Origin of the sequence: Acinetobacter sp. 809848 (assembly GCF_000581275.1) — a bacterium.
Lineage (GTDB): Bacteria > Pseudomonadota > Gammaproteobacteria > Pseudomonadales > Moraxellaceae > Acinetobacter > Acinetobacter pittii.
Genome location: NZ_JEXG01000002.1, coordinates 56245 through 76317, shown reverse-complemented (window position 1 = coordinate 76317; position 20073 = coordinate 56245). Strand labels below are relative to the sequence as shown.

At 39.2% G+C, this 20073-nt stretch carries 19 protein-coding genes; 11 read left to right on the top strand and 8 right to left on the bottom strand.

Annotated features, from left to right (window positions below):
- Positions 1 to 139 precede the first annotated feature (139 nt).
- The 6 genes from J536_RS06780 (at position 140) to acnA (ending at position 8463) form a co-directional block, all read left to right on the top strand.
- The gene (locus tag J536_RS06780) at positions 140 to 1003 is read left to right on the top strand and encodes a hypothetical protein (protein ID WP_017482047.1); all 864 of its coding nucleotides are present in this window, start codon (positions 140 to 142) and stop codon (positions 1001 to 1003) included.
- Between the two features lie 230 nt (positions 1004 to 1233).
- Entirely contained in the window at positions 1234 to 2826 is a 1593-nt protein-coding gene (locus tag J536_RS06775) for a peptide chain release factor 3 (RefSeq protein WP_016142208.1), read from the top strand.
- A 69-nt stretch (positions 2827 to 2895) separates the two neighbouring features.
- Complete coding sequence (locus J536_RS06770) at positions 2896 to 3738, top strand: hypothetical protein (protein WP_002117238.1); 843 nt, start codon at positions 2896 to 2898, stop codon at positions 3736 to 3738.
- Positions 3739 to 3828: 90 nt separating this feature from the next.
- Positions 3829 to 4770 (top strand): RsiV family protein, encoded by a 942-nt coding sequence (locus tag J536_RS06765; RefSeq protein ID WP_017482048.1) that lies wholly within the window; start codon positions 3829 to 3831, stop codon positions 4768 to 4770.
- Positions 4770 to 5582 (top strand): TatD family hydrolase, encoded by an 813-nt coding sequence (locus J536_RS06760; RefSeq protein ID WP_017482049.1) that lies wholly within the window; start codon positions 4770 to 4772, stop codon positions 5580 to 5582. The genes J536_RS06765 and J536_RS06760 overlap by 1 nt, the downstream gene beginning before the upstream one ends.
- Positions 5583 to 5706: 124 nt before the next feature.
- Complete coding sequence (gene acnA, locus J536_RS06755) at positions 5707 to 8463, top strand: aconitate hydratase AcnA (RefSeq protein ID WP_017482050.1); 2757 nt, start codon at positions 5707 to 5709, stop codon at positions 8461 to 8463.
- Positions 8464 to 8509: 46 nt separating this feature from the next.
- On the opposite strand, the gene J536_RS06750 is transcribed toward acnA, so the two are convergent.
- A complete protein-coding gene (locus J536_RS06750; protein ID WP_032056187.1) occupies positions 8510 to 9265 on the bottom strand; it encodes a DUF4261 domain-containing protein in 756 nt (251 codons plus the stop codon).
- A 110-nt stretch (positions 9266 to 9375) separates the two neighbouring features.
- Here J536_RS06750 and J536_RS06745 point away from each other — a divergent pair, with 110 nt between their 5' ends.
- Positions 9376 to 10137, top strand: a complete 762-nt coding sequence (locus J536_RS06745) for a ThiF family adenylyltransferase (protein WP_017482052.1) — start codon at positions 9376 to 9378, stop codon at positions 10135 to 10137.
- Between the two features lie 67 nt (positions 10138 to 10204).
- Here the strand turns inward: J536_RS06745 and J536_RS24945 are convergent, their stop codons facing one another.
- A complete protein-coding gene (locus J536_RS24945; RefSeq protein WP_080612973.1) occupies positions 10205 to 10327 on the bottom strand; it encodes a hypothetical protein in 123 nt (40 codons plus the stop codon).
- 96 nt (positions 10328 to 10423) lie between these two features.
- On the opposite strand from J536_RS24945, the gene J536_RS06740 reads away from it, so the two are divergent.
- Positions 10424 to 11323, top strand: coding sequence for a LysR family transcriptional regulator (locus J536_RS06740; RefSeq protein ID WP_080612974.1), 900 nt, complete (start codon positions 10424 to 10426; stop codon positions 11321 to 11323).
- An 8-nt stretch (positions 11324 to 11331) separates the two neighbouring features.
- Here the strand turns inward: J536_RS06740 and J536_RS06735 are convergent, their stop codons facing one another.
- The 5 genes from J536_RS06735 to J536_RS06715 form a co-directional block, all read right to left on the bottom strand.
- Positions 11332 to 11844: a hypothetical protein gene (locus J536_RS06735; RefSeq protein ID WP_017482054.1), complete on the bottom strand. Its 513-nt coding sequence runs from the start codon at positions 11842 to 11844 to the stop codon at positions 11332 to 11334.
- Between the two features lie 335 nt (positions 11845 to 12179).
- Positions 12180 to 13184 (bottom strand): tRNA dihydrouridine(20/20a) synthase DusA, encoded by a 1005-nt coding sequence (gene dusA, locus J536_RS06730; RefSeq protein WP_032062472.1) that lies wholly within the window; start codon positions 13182 to 13184, stop codon positions 12180 to 12182.
- A 142-nt stretch (positions 13185 to 13326) separates the two neighbouring features.
- Complete coding sequence (locus J536_RS06725) at positions 13327 to 14517, bottom strand: MFS transporter (RefSeq protein WP_032062471.1); 1191 nt, start codon at positions 14515 to 14517, stop codon at positions 13327 to 13329.
- 15 nt (positions 14518 to 14532) lie between these two features.
- A complete protein-coding gene (locus J536_RS06720; RefSeq protein ID WP_017482398.1) occupies positions 14533 to 14943 on the bottom strand; it encodes a RidA family protein in 411 nt (136 codons plus the stop codon).
- Between the two features lie 68 nt (positions 14944 to 15011).
- Positions 15012 to 15938, bottom strand: a complete 927-nt coding sequence (locus J536_RS06715; RefSeq protein WP_017387604.1) for a DMT family transporter — start codon at positions 15936 to 15938, stop codon at positions 15012 to 15014.
- Positions 15939 to 16176: 238 nt separating this feature from the next.
- Between J536_RS06715 and J536_RS06710 the strand changes: the two genes are divergently transcribed.
- The 3 genes from J536_RS06710 to J536_RS06700 are packed head-to-tail and all read left to right on the top strand — an operon-like array spanning position 16177 to position 19097.
- Entirely contained in the window at positions 16177 to 17304 is a 1128-nt protein-coding gene (locus tag J536_RS06710) for a Re/Si-specific NAD(P)(+) transhydrogenase subunit alpha (RefSeq protein ID WP_002117245.1), read from the top strand.
- A gap of 11 nt (positions 17305 to 17315) precedes the next feature.
- Positions 17316 to 17630, top strand: coding sequence for a proton-translocating transhydrogenase family protein (locus J536_RS06705; protein ID WP_000230434.1), 315 nt, complete (start codon positions 17316 to 17318; stop codon positions 17628 to 17630).
- Positions 17631 to 17642: 12 nt separating this feature from the next.
- A complete protein-coding gene (locus J536_RS06700) occupies positions 17643 to 19097 on the top strand; it encodes an NAD(P)(+) transhydrogenase (Re/Si-specific) subunit beta (protein WP_017387605.1) in 1455 nt (484 codons plus the stop codon).
- A gap of 55 nt (positions 19098 to 19152) precedes the next feature.
- Here the strand turns inward: J536_RS06700 and J536_RS06695 are convergent, their stop codons facing one another.
- A complete protein-coding gene (locus J536_RS06695) occupies positions 19153 to 19974 on the bottom strand; it encodes an SDR family NAD(P)-dependent oxidoreductase (RefSeq protein ID WP_017482396.1) in 822 nt (273 codons plus the stop codon).
- Positions 19975 to 20073: the final 99 nt, after the last annotated feature.

The window sequence follows — 20073 nt, the reverse complement described above, 5'->3', positions numbered from 1 at the left end:
GATTTGTTGAGATAATACACATAGTATCAACTTGTTAAGTATGGGTGTGCGGAATTTATTTTAGCAATTGAATGCAAAATTGTAATAAAGAGAGAGCCTATAACTTAACTATAAGAAAAACTTTTTACAGAGAATCATTATGTTAAAAAAATTTGAAGATTTTAATAATCCAAGAGAAAAAGCATTGCAGGGGATGAAAAATAGTATTCCTGCAAAACAATGGGATGAAAATTTACAATTTCTTAAACAGTTAAGAAAAACGATTGCAGAGTTACCAGTTTGCAACCATCCTGCTATTGAACTGTTAAACGGTGGATATCTTGATAAACAACGTTTGACTCTTATTCATTTAGAATATCGTCATGCGATTGTACAAATTTTTACTGATGCTTTATTAAAGGCTCAATTTTTAACAAAACAATTGGAACCTAAACTCCACTCTGGAGCGAAGATGTATCCACGGGTATTATTAAGTTTAAATATACTTGATGAGTTTGGTTTTCGCCCTGGTTTAGACAAAGATAATTACTATCTGGGTAATCCTGAATATGCTCATTATCCTTTATATGAAGATTTACTAAATGATTATGGTTTAACGGAACTTGACCGTCGCAATTATAAACCATCAAAAATCGCTAATCAGGTTAGATCATTTTTAGAATCTTCTTATGATAGTTATATTAACGTCGTGGCATTATTAGCTGTTGCAGAGGAGGAAGTCATTCTTTTTAGTCCTCCATTACGTCAAGCAACTAAATTCGTAAATATCGATGTTGAAGGTGGTGGTTATTACCATGTACATGGGGTATCTACGGATGAAACATCTGAGGCTGCTGATGACGATCATGAAGATGACTTGTGGTTTGCATTAGCACAAGCAATTACAAAAGATGATTATGAAAGCTTAACCAAGCTATGTATTGATTACTGTGCTTTATGGAATGAGTTCTGGGATGCACAAATTGCCGATGTTCAATTCATTGAAGAAAAGAAATTGGCGTAAAGATTCTATTAAGTCTTAATCAAGCCCATCTTAAACAGGTGGGCTTTTTTAATTGTAAAATTTCTAAGGAGCTAAACTACATTCTCAAAAAAGATCTAAAAAGTTTGTGAATAACTCATGGCTTATCAACAATCATTAAACAGTTCTATAAATCTGCTACAATTACGCCAATTTTTATTTTGATCGACTTTAGGTCTTTGGCACTGCAATCTCCGCAGTAGGTGTATTTCATGAGTTTTAAAGATGAGTTAGCGGCACAGGTTGCTCAACGCCGCACATTTGCCATCATTTCCCACCCCGATGCCGGTAAAACGACCATGACAGAGAAATTACTGTTATGGGGTAAAGCAATTCAGGTTGCAGGGATGGTAAAAAGCCGTAAATCTGACCGCGCAGCTACATCTGACTGGATGGAAATGGAAAAAGAGCGTGGAATTTCTATTACCACTTCTGTTATGCAGTTTCCTTATAAAGGTCACACCATTAACTTACTTGATACACCGGGGCATGAAGACTTCTCTGAAGATACTTATCGTACCCTAACTGCAGTTGACTCTGCATTAATGGTGATTGATGGTGCAAAAGGTGTCGAAGAACGTACCATCAAATTGATGGAAGTTTGTCGTATGCGTGACACTCCGATCATTTCATTTGTAAACAAGATGGACCGTGAGATTCGTGAACCACTTGAGTTACTGGATGAAATTGAGAATGTCCTCAATATTCGCTGTGTACCAATTACATGGCCATTAGGGATGGGGCGTGATTTTGCGGGTGTATACAACATTCTTGAAAACAAATTGTATGTCTACAAAGCAGGTTTTGGTTCAACTATTACAGATATTGAAGTACGCGATGGCTATGACCATGCAGATATCCGTGAAAAAGTAGGTGAGCTGGCTTGGGCGTCTTTTGAAGAGTCACTTGAGCTCGTACAAATGGCGAATGAGCCTTTGGACCGCGAATTATTTTTACAAGGTAAACAAACTCCAGTTCTATTTGGTACAGCATTAGGTAACTTTGGTGTTGACCACGTGTTAGACGCATTTATGAATTGGGCACCAGAACCTAAAGCGCATCCAACACAAGAGCGTGTTGTCGATGCTAAAGAAGAAGGTTTTTCTGGTTTCGTCTTTAAGATTCAAGCAAACATGGATCCGAAACACCGTGACCGTATTGCCTTTATGCGTATTTGCTCAGGTAAATATGAAAAAGGTTTGAAAATGAATCACGTACGTATTGGTAAAGATGTTCGTATTAGTGATGCATTGACATTCCTTGCGGGTGAACGTGAACATCTAGAAGAAGCGTGGCCAGGTGATATTATTGGTTTGCATAACCATGGCACAATTCAAATTGGTGATACTTTCACAAGTGGTGAAGATCTACATTTCACAGGTATTCCTCACTTCGCACCAGAGATGTTCCGTCGTGTGCGTTTGAAAGATCCATTAAAGTCAAAACAATTGCAAAAAGGTTTGAAAGAGTTGTCTGAAGAAGGCGCAACTCAGGTATTTATGCCACAAATTAGCAATGATTTGATTGTGGGTGCAGTGGGTGTGCTTCAGTTTGACGTTGTTGCTTACCGTCTGAAAGAAGAATATAAAGTTGACTGCGTGTATGAGCCTGTAAGTGTTAATACGGTTCGTTGGATTCATTGTGATGATGACAAGATTCTCAATGAATTTAAGAAAAAAGCACATGATCAGCTTTCTATCGATGGTGGTGGTCACTTAACTTATCTTGCACCAAGTCGTGTGAACTTGCAGATTATGCAAGAGCGTTGGCCTGATATTCAGTTCCGTAACACGCGTGAACACTAATCTTTAAGATTTGACAGACAGCTTCGAACAGAAGCTGTTTTGTTTTGAAAAATAAGAAAGGATGATGAAATGAATTTGAATAGAAAGACAGTTATTGCACTTTTAGTTGCGGTAATCATATTACTTTTAGCTATTTGCCTTTTTGTCTGGAAAAGCTTTCAACCTTCATCATCTTCTCAAATGAAATCAGCTTCTAACCAAAATCAAAATATAGAGAAAGCTGAAGTACTCCCATTTCTAAACTTGCAACAAGTAAAAGCTGATTATGCTTTGCCATTTTGTGAGAAGAAAAATTGTATTGATGTCGATATTCAAACGATAAAGACTCAAGATGCATGGCTAAATGAATGGATCGCGAAAAGTCAGGCTAAGGTAATTCAAGATCAAATTGATTTGAAAAAAGACTTAAGTTTGCAGCAAGCCATTAATGCCTATGTTAAAAAGTCTGATGAATGGCAAGATAAATATTCAAAGAATCGGGCTTATGAATTGCATCTTCATACCCGTATTGCATCGCAGCGTAACCAATATGTTTTATTGCAATTAGGACTTGATACCAAGCAAGAAGAGCTCACGATTAAAGACCGTTATTACTTTTTTGTGGCTGACCGAAAACTGCATAAGAGCTTAACTTTATTAGATGTTTTGAAAAAAGATCAACAAACTACTGTGCATCAAATGGTGCAGGTGGCATATCAAGACTGGTTAAAAAAGCAGACTGCTGACATAAAGAAAGAAGCACCAAAAACTTTATATTGGGGGCAGGCAGATTGGTTCTTTGATGGTGAAGGGGTTGGCTTACATTATCAGGCAAACCAGATTACTAAAGAAGCTCCACAGCTCGATATTTATTTATCTAAAGAACAGACCAAAAAAATATTACAACCCGAGGTTTATGAACAAATGTTTTAAGATAGTAGCAGAATTTGCAACCTCTATTTATATGCGCTAATTTCTTAGAAAGGCACAGCGTAATCTCCTTAGAATAAAAGGCAAAATATGATGTTATCTTCTAAAGCTTCACTGCGATTAACTTTGCTTGCTTCTGCTATATTTCTGGCAGCATGCCAACCTAAAGCTGATCCTAAGGATTCTCAAGAGCAGCAGAAATCAACTGTTCAAGAACAAAAGCCAGTAGAGTTGACTTTGAAGGGTGAAACAACTCCTAGTAAGGTGGTTTTACCTGATTGTGATGGTAAAACTTGTCCAGAATTTACGGTAGAGCGCTTACAGAGTAATTTTCCTTTTATTGACAAAATTATAGATCAACAAATCTTAAGTACATTAAATCAAATTTTAGAAATTGCTGAACCTGATGCTAAGGGCACGCAAGCGGAACAAAAAGCAGAAACTTCAGCAGTTGCGGGTGCAGAGCAAAAAAATAGCTTTGATGCACAGGTGCAGCGCTATGCAAATTCATTTATTGATCTAGATAATGAGTTAAAAGCTTTAAGTAGTAATCATCAGATTAATCTTTTAGTTAAACCTAAGATTTTGCAGGCTCAAGGTAAAGTTGTAACTGTAGTGCTTAACAGTAGTAGTTATTTAGGTGGGGCTCATGGCTCTGCTGCACAGCATTATTATAATTTTGATTTAAAAGAGCAAAAGCAAATTAAGCTTGAAGATTTATTACGTCCTCAGCAAAAAGCAACTTTAGAGAAGTTAGCGCATGAAGCCTTTAAGACATGGGTGACGGACTCTAAATTGGCTGATAATGTTGCTGACTATGAACAAGCATGGCCATTTAAATTATCTAATAACTTCTTGTTGGGTGAGCAAGGTTTAATCCTTCAATACGGTGAGTATGAAATTGGCCCATACGTGGTTGGGCTCCCTCGATTAGTCATTCCTTATGACCAATTGCAAGATGTATTGAAAGAAGAGTATTTGCCACAGCCTAAAGCCAAACCAGCTTCGGCACCAGTTGCAAAAAGTGCTGGCTAATGCATTTGTTTGATACCCATACCCATTTCGATGTTGCCGATTTTGATGAAGATCGGCAGCAGCTAGCACTCGAGGCTAAAAAAGTGGGTGTAGATGCTTTGGTTTTAATTGGCTTTCTACAGTCACGTTTTGATGAGTTGGTGCAGACTTATCATCAGTTAAAAAGTTGGGAAAATGTGCCTACTTCTTATTTAGCACCAGGCTTACACCCGTTTTATATTGAACAGCATCAACCAGAGCATCTTTCTCATCTTGAACAAATCTTGCAGCAAGAAAACTGCGTGGCTGTAGGTGAAATTGGCTTAGATACTTTCTTGAAAGAACATAAGCAGCCAGATGTATATGCGAAACAAAAACAATATTTTGCAGATCAGTTAGAGCTGGCAACGCAATATCAAAAACCAGTGTTACTCCACATTCGAAAAGCGCATGGTGATGTGCTTGCTATATTAAAAGCTCAAAAATTTAAATTGGGTGGAATTGCTCATGCATTTAGTGGTGGGGTAGAAGAGGCAAAAGGCCTGATTAAGCTTGGTTTTAAAATTGGTGTGACAGGACAGATTACCAACCCGAACGCAAAAAAACTTCATACGGTTGTGCAGGCTATAGGTGCAGAGCACTTGGTGATTGAAACAGATTGTCCAGATATGACACCGCTTTGCTGTCAAACCGCAACAGAACAGCGGACTCGTAATACCCCTGTTAATTTACCTTACGTTCTACAAAGTTTGGCTGAAAATTTAAATATGTCAGAGCCAGATTTAGCTGAGTTACTGTGGAAAAACTCTCTCACTGCATTGAAATTATCGTAATAAAAATCAAAGATTAGAAATAGTAACTAAAACAAAACACAGCGATTAAAAAAGAAGCTTAAAGTAAGAAAACAACATGTAAAAACGTGAAAAATAACATTGCCAGACGTGGGAGGATAACCCAATGGCTAAGTATAGCAATATCAATAGTTTTAATGCTTTACAGACGCTAACAGTAGGTTCCAGCAATTATCAGATTTTTAGCTTAGCCCAAGCAGAGAAAACGCTAGGGGATATTGCCAAACTGCCGAAATCTTTAAAAGTATTATTGGAAAACTTATTACGGTTTGAAGATCAGCATAGCGTTAAAACGGAACACATCCATGCTTTAGCAGAATGGCTAAAGACCCGTACCTCAGATCAAGAAATTCAATATCGACCTGCACGGGTTTTAATGCAAGATTTTACGGGTGTGCCTGCAGTGGTTGATTTAGCTGCAATGCGAGCAGCGATGGCGCAAGCGGGTGGCGACCCTGAAAAAATTAACCCATTATCTCCCGTTGATTTGGTGATTGACCACTCTGTCATGGTCGACTATTTTGCCGATGATCAGGCCTTCGAAGAAAACGTACAAATTGAGATGCAACGTAATGGTGAGCGATATCAATTTTTACGTTGGGGACAGTCTGCATTTAATAACTTTAGTGTAGTGCCACCGGGTACGGGAATTTGTCATCAGGTTAATTTAGAATATTTGGCTCAAGCGGTGTGGTTAGGCGAAGATAACGGCCAGACTTTTGCTTTTCCAGATACTTTAGTGGGTACAGACTCACATACCACCATGATTAATGGTTTAGGTGTTTTAGGTTGGGGTGTAGGAGGAATTGAGGCCGAAGCGGCTATGTTGGGCCAACCGATTTCGATGCTTATTCCTGAGGTCATTGGTTTTAAACTCACAGGAAAACTACCAGAAGGGATTACTGCAACTGATTTGGTGCTGACTATTACTCAAATGCTTCGTCAAAAAGGTGTAGTTGGGAAATTTGTAGAGTTCTATGGAGATGGTTTAGCCGATTTACCACTGGCTGACCGAGCGACCATTGCCAACATGGCACCAGAGTATGGTGCGACTTGTGGTTTCTTCCCGATTGATGAAGTGACTTTGGGTTATTTGAAATTAACTGGCCGTCAAAGTGATCGTATTGAACTGGTAGAAGCGTATAGCAAAGCACAAGGCTTATGGCGTAATGCGGGTGATGAACCTGTTTTCACCGATACTTTAAGCCTTGATATGAGTACGGTTCAGGCAAGTCTAGCAGGACCAAAACGCCCTCAAGACCGTGTGCTTTTATCAGAGGTGCCGAAAACCTTTAATGCGCTGATGGAGTTAACTTTAAAACCAGCCAAAGAAGCTAAAGAGCGTTTAGAAAATGAAGGTGGTGGCGGTACTGCTGTCGAGGCAAAAAAAGCAAATATCCAACATGAAAGCCCATCTTGCGTAATTGAAGGAAAAACTTATCCATTAAATCATGGTGATGTTGTTATTTCGGCAATTACCTCTTGTACCAATACTTCTAACCCAAGTGTAATGCTAGCAGCAGGTTTACTTGCTAAAAAAGCGATTGAAAAAGGTTTGCAGCGTAAACCGTGGGTGAAAAGCTCTCTTGCACCAGGTTCTAAAGTCGTGACTGACTATTTGCTGGCTGCTGGACTTACGCCGTATTTAGATGAGTTGGGTTATAACTTGGTAGGATATGGTTGTACGACTTGTATCGGTAACTCAGGTCCACTACCAGAACCAGTGGAAGATGCAATTCAATGCCATGACTTGAATGTTGCCTCTGTACTTTCTGGTAACCGTAACTTTGAAGGGCGCGTACATCCATTAGTTAAAACAAACTGGCTTGCTTCGCCACCTTTGGTAGTGGCATATGGTTTGGTTGGTAATATTCGTACCGATTTGACTACGCAACCTATTGGGCAAGGTAAAGATGGACAACCTGTTTACTTAAAAGATATCTGGCCAAGTCAGGCAGAAATTGATGCTGTCTTACAGAAAGTAAATACGGATATGTTCCATAAAGAATATGCTGCGGTGTTTGATGGTGATGAAAGCTGGCAATCTATTCAGATTCCAAAAAGTAAAACTTATGAATGGGCTGATGATTCGACTTATATCCGCCATCCGCCATTCTTTGAAGGAATTGGTGAGCCACCCAAACCAATTAAAAATATTGAACAGGCACGTATTTTGGCAGTGCTTGGTGACTCGGTAACGACTGACCATATTTCACCGGCTGGTAATATCAAAAAAGACAGCCCAGCAGGTCGATACTTACAAGAGCAAGGTGTTGAGCCAAAAGACTTTAACTCCTATGGTTCTCGACGCGGTAATCATGAAGTCATGATGCGAGGTACTTTTGCCAACATTCGTATTAAGAACGAAATGCTTGGTGGTGAAGAGGGTGGTAATACCATTCATGTGCCAAGTGGTGAAAAGCTCGCTATTTATGATGCAGCAATGCGTTACCAACAAGAACATACACCGCTTGTGATTATTGCTGGTAAAGAATACGGAACGGGTTCTTCACGTGACTGGGCTGCTAAAGGAACGAACTTGTTAGGTGTAAAAGCTGTCATTGCTGAAAGTTTTGAGCGTATTCACCGTTCAAACTTGGTAGGTATGGGCGTGTTGCCATTACAGTTTATTGATGGACAAACTCGACAATCTCTCAACTTAACTGGTCATGAGGTGATATCAATTCGAGGTTTGTCTGATGGCGTTCAGCCTCATCAAATTCTTGAAGTTGATGTCAAAGGACCAAATGGAGTAGCGAGCCATTTTAATGTGTTATGTCGAATTGATACGTTAAATGAGGTCGAGTACTTTAAGGCGGGTGGTATTTTGCATTATGTACTTCGGAATTTGATTGCTGGTTAGTTAAAAAAGAAACCCCGTAAAATATGGGGTTTCTTTTTATGAAAATCTAACTAAATTTAAATAATTTCTTCCAGCTAAATGATGACGTCAGTACCCAAACATCGAATGGATTAAAATATAGTGAATCTACATCAAAAAAATCGCTAGATGCTTTTAGGGAAAGCTTTAGTGGTTCTGATTCTTCATCAGCCGAAAAAGTTTGATTTTCTAATAACTCTGGGTTTTCTATAAGAAGATATAACAAGAAGTTATTCAAAATATAGGATGCTTGATCTACCTTTAGGTTTATACATCCATCTGGTTTGCCGAATTGCTGCATTCCACAAGAGTAGAGTAAATTATCATCAGAAATAATAGGGATAAAGGCTTTAAATAGATCTAATATATTTTCAGCGTTATAGCTAAGCCAATCGCTTTTAAGGTGTGTAAGACCCGAAGTCTCAACTTTAATTGCTAAGCCACCTGCTTTCATGAGGGTCTGACCTAATAACAGAGCTTGTTGTGCTAACTCTATTGATCCTCCATCACAAACAACATAAATAACCATATTATGTTGTTCAATTTTTTTTAATTCGCTTTCAGAAAAACGACCTAGACTAAATGATCTAAAAACCTCACTGACATTCGGATCATTTTCATATTCTTCAACTTCAGCGTAATATTCGTTTGTTAAAGATTTAATAATTGAGCCCGCATAAATATATCCAGTTTCATTAACAAGTAGGGCATGTAATAGAGCTTGATGATTTTCCCAAATACCAGGAATACATAAGATAATTTTTTGATTAAATTCTTGATTCATTATTAATAAGTTCTAAGGAGCTTTTCCCACTCATAATATCGTAAAAGATATGCGATACCAATTGATTGAGGTAAAATACCTCCCGTGTTTTATATCCCCAAAGAGTAGCAATGACCGATCTCCAACAAGATGAATATGACCGCCGTTTTGCAGGTGTAGCCAAAGTTTATGGTGATTCATCGTTCCAGCACTATGAAAAAAGTCATGTGATGGTGATTGGTATTGGTGGTGTCGGCAGTTGGGCGGTAGAAGCTTTAGCGCGTACAGGTATTGGTGAGATTACATTAGTCGATATGGATGTGGTTGCAGCATCAAATGTAAACCGTCAGCTACCTGCGATGACATCAACTTTGGGCTGTGAAAAAGTTGAAATTATGGCGGAACGTTGCCGCCAAATTAACCCACGTATTAAAGTTAATATTATTGATGACTTTTTAACGCCTGAAAATGTCACAGAGCTTTTAAACCCTGTACCAGACATTGTTTTGGACTGCATCGATGACGTTAAAGCAAAATTGGCTTTGATGCTTCATTGTCGTTTTAATAAAATTCCTTTGATTGTTTCAGGCGGAGCAGGTGGTAAGATCGATCCCCTTAAAATCCGCGTAGCTGATTTATCAAAAACAGAACAAGATCCAATGTTAGCGAAGCTCCGTAGCCAGCTTCGTGCTCGAGGTATTTGTAAAAAGCCAAAAGAGAAATTTGGTATTACCTGTATTTATTCAATCGATAATCCATTTTCTAGTGCAGATATTTGCCCATCGGCGGGATTACGTTGTGGTGGCTATGGTTCAGCGGTAGTGGTGACTTCAAGCTTTGCTATGATTGCTGTGGCTGAAGTTTTGAAAAAGCTTGATTTAAAGAAAGCCTAATTTAAATATTGAAAAGGCATGTGCTTATGTAAGTGCATGCCTTTTTATTTTTGAGAGAAACTATTATTTAATCATACAGCTCTATGTTGTCTTGTTTGGGTTGTGTGGGTAACTGCTGATCATAAAATTTAAAGCACCATAAAATTAGAACAACAACGGTGAAAATGACAAACCCTTTTAAATACTTCATGAATAATTCAATCAATTGAATGGTCTTGATAAAATTCTAGCGAAGGCTATCTATCTAATCTAATATATAAAATAGACCTAATAATCTAATTTTGAGATGGTTATGCTCACATTAAAACAATTCCAATATTTTATAAAAATTGTTGAAGAAGGGAGCTTTACCGCTGCTTCAGAGAAATTATTCATTGCTCAGTCTGCTTTAAGTCGGCAAATGAAGCTATTAGAGGAAGAAATTGATTTTCAGTTATTTGATCGTACTGATAAGAAAGTAAAACTCACGGCGGCAGGAGAGGTCTTCTATAAAAAAATTAAAGATAATATGCATTATTTAAATGAGATCATTGGAGTTTCTAAGAATATTGCAGAAGGAAAAAATCGTCAGATTAAAATTGCTCATTCGAGCAGTATTATTATGGATGATAAAAAGGTTCAGATATTAAAAGAAATTAGCTTAACGCAAAAAATTAACTTTGAGATAAACACGTTGTCATCTGAGCATCAAATTTTGGCTTTACTGAATGGGGAGATTGATATTGGTTTAATTAGACCGCCAGTTCGGCATACACTAGATGACGTCAATGTTATTAAATTATATGAAGAACCTTTAATGGTGGCCGTGCAGATTGATCATGCTAAATTTGCAAATAAAGAGAAGGTCGAAGTCAAAGATTTAAAAGAAGAATACTTTGTTTCTACACCCCATTCTAAAAGAGGTGGATTAAGCTATTTGGTCTCAAATCTATGTTTAGCCGCAGGATTTACCCCACAAAAAGCTCCAATTCAGTCGCGTAAGATTTCACAGTTACAACTTGTAGCTGCAAATGTTGGTGTAAGTATTGTGCCTAAAGAATTTCAGCAGATCTTGCCTGCTCAGGTAAAACTATTGCCTTTAACCGATCAGCTATCACTTTCGGAAGTAGTTTTGGTTTATAGAAAAGATCATGATGAAATAATTCAACATTGTGCCGAACGCATTCATCAAATTTTTCAATTTTAGGAAATTGATTAGGCAGCTAATCTATAATAAGTATAAGTAACATTATCGTCTTTATAGACATCATAACTACTTTGTTTGAAGTCAGAAACCCACTCACTTCCAGTATATCCTGCGATGTGTCCATAAACGTGGTTGCGGGTTCTGTGAATGATGTAAATGTCACCTTCTTGAGGTTCGTCGAAGGCTGGATCAATTTGTTTATAGCCAATCTTTTTGAGAGTATCGCCCCAATCTGAAGCTGCGATTGGATGGTTTTCAACATTAGCACCAGCAGATTCGAGTGCAAGACGGATACTACGTGCGCATCTAGCTTTACTGCGTCTAGAAGTAACGCTTTCTAATTTTTCTACAAACTTTTCTACATCGATCGGTGGGTTGGTTGAAGTTTGAGTTTGATGATTATTGGGTTTCATGGTGAAAGGATAAGGGAGGCTTGGTGCGCTGTGCGATACAACAATGGCTGCCTGATTTGAATCCTGATACATGTAATTATCAGCTACTTGTCCGTCATAAATAATCATCGTGAAATCTCTACCGTGCTACCCATATCCATATTAAAAAAATCACCACCTACCTGTGGCGTTCAGAGATACTAATAGGCGTATCTTAAAAGTTTTGTGTATGTTATGTAATAACGTATCTTTTTTCCAGAGGTGTCTGCTTTGGAGCGAAAATATACTTATCAAAAGAGGTGGTCAAAAATTGTGAAATTTAAATTATTGATATCATTATAAATAAATAACTAATCAGAGCTTAAATTTGAATATTTTTTTCCAACATTTGCGAATATACTCAAAATCTAAGTCTCTGATTTAAAATGCCACATTTTCTTACAATTTAAGAAGTCGTCGCCAACTTAAACCTGCTGCTCTTTTACATACTCTTCAGTGCGAATCATAGCTGCTCGCATGTTCTGAATTGCATTTTCAACATCGGCTAAAGTTTTTGCGTTTCCGCCACTTAGCGCCTGACGCCATTTACGAGCACCCGGTAAGTTTTGGAATAAACCTAAAATATGACGTGTAATGATTGAAAGGGGAGCACCTTCAGCCATGCGTTGCTCAATATAAGGCAGCATTTGTTCCATAATATCGAATCGATCTGGTGCTTCTAAATTCCAAAGTTGGCCGAGCTCAGCAAGTAGGTAAGGGTTATGGTAGGCTTCACGGCCAATCATGACACCATCAACATGTTGTAAATGAGCTTGAGTTTCGGCAAAAGTTTTAATTCCGCCGTTAATTTCAATGGTTAGGTGCGGACGTTCTTGCTTTAAGCGGTATACATCTTCGTAGCGTAAAGGAGGAACTTCTCGATTTTCTTTTGGAGACAAACCTTTCAAAATAGCAATACGGGCATGCACAACGAAATATGTACAACCTGTTGCAGCGACAGTATCTACGAAATGTAGCATTTCTTCGTAAGACTGCATGTCATCGATACCAATACGGTGTTTGACTGTTACAGGAATCTTTACTGCTTTTTGCATATTGTGAATGCATTCAGCAACCAAGTCTGGCTCTGCCATTAAACATGCACCGATTTTATTGTTCTGTACGCGGTCACTTGGGCAGCCTACATTCAGGTTGACTTCGTCATAACCCCAGTCTTCAGCCATTTTTGTGCAAGTGGCAAGCTCTTGTGGGTTTGAACCGCCAAGTTGTAATACGATTGGGTGTTCTTGAGCGTTATAGTCTAAATGACGTTTTGCATCGCCAAATAGAATCGCACCTGTAGTCACCATTTCTGTATAGAGCACAACGTTTGGGTTAAACAAGCGTGCAAAGAATCGGTAGTCCTTTGTAGTCCAGTCCATCATAGGTGCGACAGAAATACGAGGTTGTAACGATTGAAGTGATTGCATAGCCAATAGACCCAAAAGTCGCTAAATGAATGAAAGGGCAGCATTATACGGGGTTTAGCCCTGAATCGACAGTGGCATTTAACCGAGTAATTTATAACCACCCTTATGTTGAATATAGAAAGATGATTTATAACAATTTACTTTATGAGTGAGTGAGCTGCTTTTTTTGTAAGAAAGCATCAAGGACACTAAATAAAATACAAAGCAGAACAAGAGCCACCCCTGCAACACATGTCATAGTCCCCCCGCCATGATTCCAAGCAAAAATCCCTAAGGCAGAGCCACCAGCTCCTCCAATAAAATAAGTGGTCATATAGATGGCATTAATACGAGATTTAGCATCCGGACGTAAACGGAAAATAATGCTCTGGTTGCTCGTATGAACGAGCGCGAGTGCTAATTGAATTAAAGCAAAGCCAATAACATAACTAGAAAGGAGGGTTTGTCCGAAATAGAAACAAAGCCAGCTTACCAAAAACAGTCCACAACCCATCCACGTAAGTAACCTTGTGTAGCCTTGGTCGGCATATTTACCAATATAGCGTGTTGATAATGCCCCAAAGATACCAACTAGTGGGACTAGTCCGATAAATAGATCGGGCAAATGGTGTGCCGAAGTTAAAAGTAAGGCGATGGTGGAATACAGAATACTTACTGCGGCAAAGGCGAAAGCACCTGTAAGCGCTCTTAATAATAGTCGCTTTTCCTCTTTTAAGAGTTGAGCCATGGAAACAAATATTTGTCCATAGTTCATTTTCATGCGTAAGACATAAGGCAGACGGCTTTTTAAGGTAAATGCCAACAGAAGCATTAATACGCCGCTGACGACATAGACTATTTTCCAGTGGAAAAGGTTGGAAAATAAGCCAGCTAAACTGGTAGAGAGTAAAATTCCGACCAATAAGCCACTCATTAAAAAACCAATGATCTCGCCAGTTTTTTCGGGCTTTACGGTCATTGTGGCAAGTGGGATCAGGACTTGCGCAGCAACAGAAAACAATCCCGCTAAGATTGTACCAATCCACAACATGGGTAAGTTCACAGCAAAAGCAGATGTAAATAGACCAACTGCGCAAAGTACCATCAAAAACGGAATAGCTTTGGCTTTATTGACAATATCACCCAACGGGACAATAAAGAGTAAACCGAGGGCATAAGACACCTGAGCAAATGTCACTGTTAAAGCGGCTTGTGCTTGAGTTACAGCAAACTCTTGCTGAATAGAGTGAATTAGAGGCTGACAATAATAATTCACACCTGCACATAAACCGCATGCTGCTGCCATCAACCAAAGCAAAGGTTTATTTTGACTGATATCTTCAGGGGTAGACATGACGTTCTCTCAGTTTTATTGGGTGTATGCCGTTGCTTCAACTTCAATAAGCATGTGTTCTAGTGCAAGGCGCGGCACAGGAATAAGTGTACAGGCAGGAAAAGGATGATTTTTCCATAAATTTTGCATAATTTTAATCAGAATTTGATGTTTTTCGACCGAGTGGTCAACAACTAAAACTCTCAATACAGCAATATTGCTAAGCTCTGCATTGGCCGCTTTTAAAGCATGTTGAATATTATCAAAAACTTGATTCGCTTGTTCTTCAAAACTTGGGCTTAATTCACCTTGGGAATTTTCGCCTCCTTGACCTGCTACATGAATAATATTCTTAAAGCTTTCCACTACAGCAACATGACTATAAGCGTTTGGCGTTGGGTCATATAAAGTTGATGGATTTATGATTTTAAAAATTTCTTGACTCATTGGAACTCAACCGTTTATTAAAATTTAGATGAGTATCCAACCTCAACTTAAGTTGAGGTCAAGAGAATTTAATGTTTTAGTCTTTTCTTTCTAAGTGTAATCATCATGACGCCGACAATATTAAGAAGGCAGCCGACCCATTGCCACATATTGAGATGTTCATTTAAAAAAGCAACGGCAAGCAAAATCGTTAAAACTGGTCCAATTGAAGCAATCATTGCAGATTGAGAGGCACCTAATCGTTCAATACTTTGCATGAGCATAACGGTAGGTAACACGGTAACTAAAAAGCCTAAGCCAATGCCATACCAAATTACACTAGAAGGGAGTTGTAATAGGAGTTGAATTGGATGAGGTGTGCTTAATGCGTAATGAGTTAATGTGCCGATACAGGCCACGGTTAAGGCTAACCCTGTGAAATTCCAAGAGCCAAATTTCTTAATGAGAGGTGGCGTCAGCAACAAATAGCCAGCGAAAGCCACGGCACTTGCAAATACGAAACTTGTCCCTAACCAGAAGTTGCCCTGAATTGGTGCGTTGTTGTGCTCCTGAAGCATAACCAGCACGGTTCCACCATAACTAAGAAAAATGGCAAAGAAACTTTTTACATCTAATTTTTGTTTGTAGAGTAAGCTTGATACGATGACTGTAAGCGTGGGATATAAAAATAGAATAATTCGTTCTAAAGAGGCACTAATAAACATAAGGCCCATGAAATCGAGCCAACTTGCAAAGTAGTAGCCTAATAGACCGGCAAAAATTAAAATTAGCCAATCCTTCTTTTTTATGCCCTGATTATGATGCCTGTTAAACCAGCAAATTAATAGAAAGAACGGTAAAGCGCTTAACATGCGTAAAGCCATCAGGACCGTACCGTCTACTAATGGAGAAAGGGCATAAGTCTGTTTAATAAAGATTGCTTTTGTACTGAATAGAAACGCAGAGCAAAGAGCAAAAAAAGACCCGATTTGAAACGAAGATAAAGAAATTTTCATATACAGGACTGTATAAGAGAGACTATTGTCTGCAAAAAAAGAAAAATCTTCCTATGTTACACCTCTAAACTAATATCGTGAATCATCAGTTCAAAATATGGGTATTTATTAAATAAATAGTGGGTGGTATTTTAAAAAAGTTCAATTAGAATCCAAATTCTGTACAAAGAATACACATGGGGGAAACATTGCAGCTTGCAATGTTTTTGACAATGAGAAATTAGCTTGAGGAACGCTCATGCAGATCGGAATCCCAACCGAAACTGTCGTCGGTGAAAATCGTGTAGCTGCTACGCCAGAGACAGTAAAGAAGTTGATTAGCGCTGGTCATAGCGTTGTGATTGAACGTGGTGCTGGTGTAAAGGCTGCGTACATTGACAGTGCTTATGAACAGGTCGGTGCAACCATTACGGATGATGCCTATACGGGTAGTCAAATTATTTTGAAAGTTCGCGCACCACAGGGCGGGGAAATTCAGAAACTTGCAGCAAATACTGCTGTTGTAGCAATGTTTGATCCTTATCGTAATACCGAGCTAGATCAGTTTGCGAATCAACAAGTGTCTGCTTTTGCTTTAGAACTGCTTCCTCGTACGCTTTCTCGTGCACAAAACATGGATGTGTTGTCTTCTCAAGCAAACTTAGCTGGTTATAAGTCAGTTTTACTTGCTGCTGCTGAATATCAACGCATGTTCCCAATGCTTATGACTGCTGCGGGTACTGTAAAGCCTGCGCGTGTTGTGATCATGGGGGTTGGGGTTGCTGGTCTACAGGCGATTGCAACTGCAAAACGTTTAGGTGCAATTGTTGAAGCGACAGACTTACGTCCTACAGCTAAAGATCAAGTTGAGTCTTTAGGTGGTAAGTGGTTAGACGTCCCAATGTCTGAAGAAGAGCAACAACGTGCAGCAGATGCCGCTAAAAATGGTTATGGATGGATGCCGGGTGAGCAATACATCAAAGACCAAGCTGCGATTGTAGATAAAGCTGTTTCTAATGCTGACATCGTGATTACTACTGCATTGTTACCAGGTCGTGATGCACCACGTTTAATTAAAGCTGAAACTGTTGCCAAGATGAAACCGGGCTCTGTCATTTTAGATATGGCTGTTGAAACTGGTGGTAACGTTGAAGGCTCTAAAGTTGGTGAGACTGTGTTTACAGAAAATGGCGTGAAAATTTTGGGTGTTCCAAATATTCCGGCAACTGTAGCAACAGAAGCTTCTGCATTGTATGCGCGTAACGTTTTTAATTTCGTAGAGACCTTATTCGACAAAGAGAAAAACTTTGCGATTAATCAGGAAGACGAAATCCAAAAAGCCCTATTGGTCACTCATGGCGGTCAAGTACTGCTTAAGCGTGGTTAAGGAGATTTCTCATGGTTGAAACTATTACAATTTTCGTCCTTGCCATCTTCGTAGGTTATTACGTGGTTTGGGGAGTTACGCCAGCTTTGCATACACCACTTATGGCGGTAACCAATGCGTTGTCATCTATTATTGTGGTAGGTGCGATGTTGCAAACTGTAGGACTGCCAGTTTTAGGTGTAGATGCTAACGTTGCATTTCAAAGTGTGAATGTGGTGAGCGTACTCGGTGCGATTGCAGTATTTTTGGCAAGCATTAATATTTTCGGTGGCTTTGCAGTAACTGCACGCATGCTGGAAATGTTCAAGCCTAAGCAAAAGAAATAAGAGGGCTTTGACATGGAATTTATTCAAGCAAATGCAAACTGGTTGTACCTTGTTGGCGCAATCCTCTTTATCTTGACGCTTCGTGGCTTATCTGGCCCTAAAACAGCAATTCAAGGTAACCGTTACGGTATGATCGCGATGGCGATTGCAGTTGTAACCACCTTCTTTGTTGCGAATAACCCAGTTATTTGGATGATCGTTGGGGCAATGGTGTTAGGTGCAATCGTGGGTATCGCACGTGCACGTACAGTGCCAATGACTCAAATGCCGGAAACTGTTGCGCTTATGCACTCATTAGTGGGTTTGGCTGCGGTATTAATTGCGATTGCTGCAATTTTACATAATAACCAACTTACTGAACTATTCGCTCAAAATGAGGCGGCTTTAACAGCAGCTGGCGTGCAGCATGCACACATGAGTAAGGTTCACTTATTTGAATTGTTTGTTGGTTGTTTCGTTGGTGCGATTACCTTTACTGCATCTGTGTTTGCGTATGGTAAATTGGCTGCGAAAAAATGGGCTAAAACAATTTCTGGTGCATGGGTTAAACCTGTTCAAGCACTTATCTTTGTTGCGATGTTGGCTTGTGGTTTCTACTTCTTTACAACTGGCAATATGACTGCTTTCTGGGCAATGACAGCACTTGCACTTGCATTTGGTTGGGTTTGGATTGCACCGGTTGGTGGTGGTGATATGCCTGTAGTGGTATCGCTTCTTAACTCATTCTCTGGTTGGGCAGCGGCAGGTATTGGTTTTACTCTTGAAAACAACATGTTGATCGTTGCAGGTTCGCTTGTAGGCTCATCTGGTGCGATTCTGTCGTACATCATGTGTAAAGCAATGAACCGTTCTATCATCAATGTATTGTTTGGTGGAGCAATGGGCGGTGCAGCAGTTGCATCTGCAGATAAAGGTGAACAAGTTCAACGTAACTACCGTTCAGGTTCTGCTGATGATGCTGGCTTCTTAATGTCAAATGCGGACAGCGTTGTGATTGTACCTGGTTATGGTATGGCGCAAGGTCGTGCACAAAATGCTGTAAAAGAGTTGTGTGAACTTTTGAAAGAGCAGGGTGTTCGCGTTCGCTTTGCAATCCATCCGGTTGCAGGCCGTATGCCTGGTCATATGAACGTACTACTTGCTGAAGCAGACGTAGCATATGAAGACATTTTGGAAATGGATGAGATCAACTCAGACTTCCCAGCAACAGACGTAGTACTTGTAATTGGTGCAAACGACGTTGTAAACCCAGCTGCAAAAGATGACCCAAGCTCACCAATTTATGGTATGCCGATTCTTGAAGCTCATAAAGCGCGTACAATCATGGTGATCAAGCGTTCTATGGCAACTGGTTATGCTGGTCTAGACAACGACTTGTTCTATAATGAAAAAACAATGATGATCTTTGGTGATGCTAAGAAAGTTGTTGAAGATATGACAAAAGCAATTAACGGTACAGGCCACTAATTTGCTTTGAAATAAAAAACCACCTTCGGGTGGTTTTTTTATTTGGGCTGATTTTTTAAAGAAATTTTTCTACAAGATCCATAGATTGTTGATATAAGTCACGTGCCAGTTGCTGATTTTTAGCATGTGATGATTTCCAGTCTGGCATATGTGCACTGACATATTCGCCATTACGGTGTTGCCATGCTTCAGAAGTTGCCATTTCTGTAATGAGGTTTGCTGGAACTGAAGTTGGTACTAGTCCTAATTTCATCGCTGCATAGACAGGTTTTGGTAAGTCTCGATAAATATCAGAAGCAACACCACCCGGGTGTAATGCATTATTGGTAATTGAACTTCCAGCTAACTGTTCTGCTAATGCATTGCTGAATAGTAAATTCGCAAGCTTTGATTGACCGTAATAGAACAGGGGATTGTAAAAACCTTCTGCACGAAATTTATTGGGTTTAATTGAGCCAACCCAATGAGCAATAGACGCAAGATGAATAATGCGCGCTTTAGGAGATTGTTGTAAAACTGGGAGTAGTTTTTGAGTTAATAAAAAATGGCCTAAATAATTAACCCCAAATTGTTGCTCAAAGCCTTCACTGGTCAACTGTTTGGTTTTGGCAAATAAACCTGCATTATTAATAAGTACATCAAGGTTGCCATAGCGATCAGCAATTTCATCGGCGGCTTTTCTAGTTAATTCAAGACTATTTAAGTCGAGAGAAACGACATCGACTTGTCCTTGGTTAAGTGAGCTTAGTTTGTTTTGTGCCTCTTGCGCTTTCTGAGGATTTCGACATGCCAAAATCACATGTTGCCCTTGTTTAACGAGTTGTTCTGCTGTGGCGAAACCTATGCCCGTATTAGCACCTGTAATTAATATCTTCACTTTCTGTACTCTGGTTATGCTATTTATTGGTGGGGACTTCAAGAATTTGTATAGTGCTGTAAATTTGACAATTTGTCATGTCAAATTTAGATATATGTG

Excerpts from the sequence above, each read along its gene's own strand:
- J536_RS06765 (WP_017482048.1), top strand. The coding sequence starts at position 3,829 with ATGTTATCTTCTAAAGCTTCACTGCGATTAACTTTGCTTGCTTCTGCT.
- J536_RS06740 (WP_080612974.1), top strand. The coding sequence starts at position 10,424 with ATGGTTATGCTCACATTAAAACAATTCCAATATTTTATAAAAATTGTT.
- J536_RS06770 (WP_002117238.1), top strand. The coding sequence starts at position 2,896 with ATGAATTTGAATAGAAAGACAGTTATTGCACTTTTAGTTGCGGTAATC.
- acnA (WP_017482050.1), top strand. The coding sequence starts at position 5,707 with ATGGCTAAGTATAGCAATATCAATAGTTTTAATGCTTTACAGACGCTA.
- J536_RS24945 (WP_080612973.1), bottom strand. The coding sequence starts at position 10,327 with ATGAAGTATTTAAAAGGGTTTGTCATTTTCACCGTTGTTGTTCTAATT.
- J536_RS06780 (WP_017482047.1), top strand. The coding sequence starts at position 140 with ATGTTAAAAAAATTTGAAGATTTTAATAATCCAAGAGAAAAAGCATTG.
- J536_RS06750 (WP_032056187.1), bottom strand. The coding sequence starts at position 9,265 with ATGAATCAAGAATTTAATCAAAAAATTATCTTATGTATTCCTGGTATT.
- J536_RS06745 (WP_017482052.1), top strand. The coding sequence starts at position 9,376 with ATGACCGATCTCCAACAAGATGAATATGACCGCCGTTTTGCAGGTGTA.
- J536_RS06715 (WP_017387604.1), bottom strand. The coding sequence starts at position 15,938 with ATGAAAATTTCTTTATCTTCGTTTCAAATCGGGTCTTTTTTTGCTCTT.
- J536_RS06725 (WP_032062471.1), bottom strand. The coding sequence starts at position 14,517 with ATGTCTACCCCTGAAGATATCAGTCAAAATAAACCTTTGCTTTGGTTG.
- J536_RS06735 (WP_017482054.1), bottom strand. The coding sequence starts at position 11,844 with ATGATTATTTATGACGGACAAGTAGCTGATAATTACATGTATCAGGAT.
- J536_RS06760 (WP_017482049.1), top strand. The coding sequence starts at position 4,770 with ATGCATTTGTTTGATACCCATACCCATTTCGATGTTGCCGATTTTGAT.
- J536_RS06720 (WP_017482398.1), bottom strand. The coding sequence starts at position 14,943 with ATGAGTCAAGAAATTTTTAAAATCATAAATCCATCAACTTTATATGAC.
- J536_RS06775 (WP_016142208.1), top strand. The coding sequence starts at position 1,234 with ATGAGTTTTAAAGATGAGTTAGCGGCACAGGTTGCTCAACGCCGCACA.
- dusA (WP_032062472.1), bottom strand. The coding sequence starts at position 13,184 with ATGCAATCACTTCAATCGTTACAACCTCGTATTTCTGTCGCACCTATG.
- J536_RS06705 (WP_000230434.1), top strand. The coding sequence starts at position 17,316 with ATGGTTGAAACTATTACAATTTTCGTCCTTGCCATCTTCGTAGGTTAT.
- J536_RS06710 (WP_002117245.1), top strand. The coding sequence starts at position 16,177 with ATGCAGATCGGAATCCCAACCGAAACTGTCGTCGGTGAAAATCGTGTA.
- J536_RS06700 (WP_017387605.1), top strand. The coding sequence starts at position 17,643 with ATGGAATTTATTCAAGCAAATGCAAACTGGTTGTACCTTGTTGGCGCA.